The sequence below is a fragment of the Bacteroides sp. An279 genome (assembly GCF_002159615.1).
Lineage (GTDB): Bacteria > Bacteroidota > Bacteroidia > Bacteroidales > Bacteroidaceae > Phocaeicola > Phocaeicola intestinalis.
Genome location: NZ_NFJA01000159.1, coordinates 1 through 3905, shown reverse-complemented (window position 1 = coordinate 3905; position 3905 = coordinate 1). Strand labels below are relative to the sequence as shown.

The window sequence follows — 3905 nt, the reverse complement described above, 5'->3', positions numbered from 1 at the left end:
CAGGTGGCCAGCAGGGAACAGATTACAGACATGTTAACGGCAGCCTCGTGATTACCGCAGAAGAGATAGTTCTTGCGCCCTTATGTTGGCATTATATTTATGTTGGCATAATAGAATAAAATATTGTAAATCAATCTATAAGAAATTTTTTTCACTACATAAAATTACGCATATTTTTATGGGACCTCAAATGGAACCACAAACAATATGCTGGAATTATTATTTAAAAGTGAATCAAATCTCCTTAAGCATAGAGGTGTTCCTCTATTAAAGGAAAGAGAAGATTTTCTCGTTAGGAAGCAATCGGAAGGATGCCAAACAAGAGAATTGCAAATTCTTGCATCTCTTTTACTAGAAACTGTAAATATCTTATCTCTTAAGGATAAAGATAAGTCTATTATCACTCTGGATGAGATCTTAGAAAAAAGTTCTCTTTTCAGGAATCAGAAGCAAATCAAATTCTTCATCAGTACAACCATCAATTGGTTAAATGAAATAGGGCGTCTCGACCTGAGGTATTGTGATCATAATTTACTATTCAATCATTTTAGCACAATATGCCATTATCGCATTAGGTATATTACCTATCCCATGTATCACGAAAGACTGTCTTATTTAAATTATATGCAGTCACTTGGAATGTCATTTAATAGACTTCGGGAACATGCAGAAATGCAACTCCATATTATAGATGAATTAGGAATAAGTGAAAAAAAGATAATACACCAACATGTCTTAGACAAGACAATTATTAGGTTAGCTGCGTATAACAGTCTTAAATGGATGAAAACCTTTAAAGCGGTTTCAATAAAATGGCTAAGTTTTATTGGTATACTTGAACGTTCTCAAGAGCAACTCCCACGTGATAATGATTTAATTATTGAATATATTAATTGGTCTAAATCAATGAAAGGACTTTCTGATATTACATTAAAAGGAAGACATTCAAGGATAAATGATTTCTCTTTCTTTATTCAGGATAAAACAGACTTGGCTCATTTAAATCTTTCTGTGATTGACGAATATATACAGTATAGACACAACGCAGGATGTTGCAAACGAACTCTTTCTCTCCTTACAACAAATATCAGAGAGTACGTAAAATTCTTAAACTTCAAAGGAATCTGTGATATTTGTGTAGAAGGAATACGCCATCCTAAAGAGTACAGTTTATCAACATTGCCCTCTGCACCTTCTTGGGATATTGTAGAGAAATTGTTGTCCTTTTATGATACCTCTACAATAGTAGGCAAACGTAATACCGCGATATTAGCCCTACTTTCAATTTATGGCTTAAGAACGAGTGAGGTCACAAGACTTAAATTGAGAGACATAGATTGGGATAAAAGACAGCTATGTTTCTATCATGTAAAAAATGGGCATGTGCAAAGCTTACCATTATCACCGTATGTCTACAATCTTTTAATTGATTATATCGTAAATGGAAGGGACAATAAAAGAAAAGTTGAGGAGGTTTTTATGACTACATTCATGCCATATAAGTCTTTAACAAGATCATGCATTTATAAGATTGTTTCGGATGCATACAAAGGACTTAAAATACCAATCAACATAAAACACATTGGTGGACATTCTTTGCGCCATGCGTGTGCTTCCAATCTAATCAACAATGGTGTTTCTTTAAAAGAAATCGGGGACATCCTGGGTCATCGATTACAAGATACAACCAGAATCTATTCAAAAATAGATATTACTAATCTGCGCAAAGTCTCACAAATAGAATGGGAGGTCATGTTATGAATATAAAAGAAGCCATTCATCTCTATCTTTCCTATAAGGAAAGTTTGGGAGAAAAGATTAGAGATGTAAGATATTTATTATTGCGTTTTGAGAGATATATAAATCCTATTGTTGAACTTGATGAGATTAAAGAAACAGACTGCCAGAACTTCTTAAACTGTAAAGGACGTAAAAATAATAATTATACTCGGTATTGGGATTATCAATTCTGCAAGCTTGAACGCTTCTTCGTGTGGGCATTTTCCAGAAAGTTTATACATTCTATCCCGTTACCCAAAATCCGTCCTACAATCAGACATGATTTTACACCGTATATATATAGTACGGATGAATTGAATAAAATTTTTGCTACTGCACTTTGTTACCGACAACGATATAATATTGAATATCCGTATGTCATACAAACAATGTTGAAATTAACTTACTGTCTTGGTTTGCGTTCTGGTGAAACGACACGACTATTAGTTGAAGATATAGATCTAAATAATGATTTGTTATATATCAATGAAACGAAATTCCATAAGAGTAGACTGGTTACAGCAAACGCTCCAGTTATGAAAATGCTAAAATTATATCTTGACTGGCGAAAGAGTATAGTAAAAGAAAATCATTTTGTCAACAATCATTTATTCCTTGATAAAAGAGGGAATGGAGTACCTCAACATGAATTACAACAAGCATTCCGTCTTATTTGTACTAAAGCAAATATTGTTCGTAAAGATGGTAAAAATGTGCGTCTCCATGATCTCAGGCACAGTTTCGCCACTCACAGATTAGTAAAATGGTATAAAGAAGGGGCGGATGTCCAAACTTTATTACCTGTATTATCTACTTACCTAGGACATAGTCATTTAGAAGATACATCAATATATCTTTCAATGACTCACGAACTATTAGACAAAGCAAATATCCGTTTTAAAACTTATGTAGAATCTTGATTATGAATAAATCTGATGAAAAATTATTAGTTGGGTATTGGTTAAAACTTTATCTGGCAGACTATCTTCCTATTATTAAAAATGGATCCCAGAATACAATCAAAAGCTATAGCTATTGTTTCTGTCAATTATTGAGTTTTATAAAATCAAAGGGACTTGTTGTCTCTAAGCTTAAAATAGAAGACTTGACATTAAACATTATATCCGATTTTTTAAATAGTATAGAAGTAGTCCAAAAGTGTTCTGTTACAACTAGAAATCTAAGATTAGCCGCTATACGTAGCTTTGCTAAGTACGTATCGTCAGTTGAGCCCCAATATCTATTATGGTATTCAAGGTTGAAATATATACCGAATAAAAAGGAAAATATTAAAACCTTTGAAGGTGCTGCACAACCTAAAATCCATTATCTTGAGAAAGAAGAAATGCAGGTATTGTTAAATGCACCTGATAAAACTACGAAGCAAGGGATGAGAGACTATGTACTTTTAATGTTTATGTATAATACAGGAACCAGAGCATCTGAGGTTGTTAATGTTAAAATCTCAGATATACATATCGGTTCTCCAAACACAGTTTCGGTTGTATATGTTCGTGGAAAAGGGAATAAAACAAGACCATGTCCACTATGGGATACGACAGTGAAACTTATTGAACCTTTTCTACATAGATCCAAGGATGATGCTGTATTCCTTAATAAATATGGTAATCCAATCACAAGGTTTGGAATATATGAACTAGTAACCAAATATGCAGCAAAAGCGGCTGAATTAATGCCTAGCATAGCTAAAAAGAATGTCAGTCCACATACAATAAGACACTCAACGGCAACTCATTTGTTGGAATCTGGTGTAGATATTAATACAATTCGTTCATGGCTAGGGCATGTTTCTATAAATACCACAAACATCTATGCTGAGACAAACTTAAAGATGAAAGCAAAAGCTATAGAATCTTGTAATTTGAATAATCCAGACTTGAAAGTAAAACCAATAACGGATCAGTCTATTATTACTTTCTTAAAATCTTTACAGTAATATATTTTATGTTGGCATCAAAAAAGGTAAAAGTACTGTTAATTATGGACTTTAATTATGATGCCAACATAAATATAATGCCAACATAAGGGCGCAAGAACTATCTCTTCTGCGGTAATCACGAGGCTGCCGTTAACATGTCTGTAATCTGTTCCCTGCTGGCCACCTG

Annotated in this window: 3 protein-coding genes; all 3 read left to right on the top strand. The window is 33.3% G+C overall.

The window, feature by feature from the left end; genetic code table 11:
- Positions 1-207 precede the first annotated feature (207 nt).
- From B5F78_RS16070 to B5F78_RS16060, 3 genes are read left to right on the top strand one after another with little or no spacing between them, the layout of a single operon-like run.
- A complete protein-coding gene (locus B5F78_RS16070; RefSeq protein ID WP_087407216.1) occupies positions 208-1761 on the top strand; it encodes a tyrosine-type recombinase/integrase in 1554 nt (517 codons plus the stop codon).
- Positions 1758-2699 (top strand): tyrosine-type recombinase/integrase, encoded by a 942-nt coding sequence (locus B5F78_RS16065; protein ID WP_162608582.1) that lies wholly within the window; start codon positions 1758-1760, stop codon positions 2697-2699. The genes B5F78_RS16070 and B5F78_RS16065 overlap by 4 nt, the downstream gene beginning before the upstream one ends.
- Before the next feature lie 2 nt (positions 2700-2701).
- Positions 2702-3736 (top strand): site-specific integrase, encoded by a 1035-nt coding sequence (locus B5F78_RS16060; RefSeq protein WP_022232157.1) that lies wholly within the window; start codon positions 2702-2704, stop codon positions 3734-3736.
- Positions 3737-3905 lie beyond the last annotated feature (169 nt).

Coding starts and splice junctions, on each gene's coding strand:
- B5F78_RS16070 (WP_087407216.1), top strand. CDS start 208: ATGCTGGAATTATTATTTAAAAGTGAATCAAATCTCCTTAAGCATAGA.
- B5F78_RS16065 (WP_162608582.1), top strand. CDS start 1,758: ATGAATATAAAAGAAGCCATTCATCTCTATCTTTCCTATAAGGAAAGT.
- B5F78_RS16060 (WP_022232157.1), top strand. CDS start 2,702: ATGAATAAATCTGATGAAAAATTATTAGTTGGGTATTGGTTAAAACTT.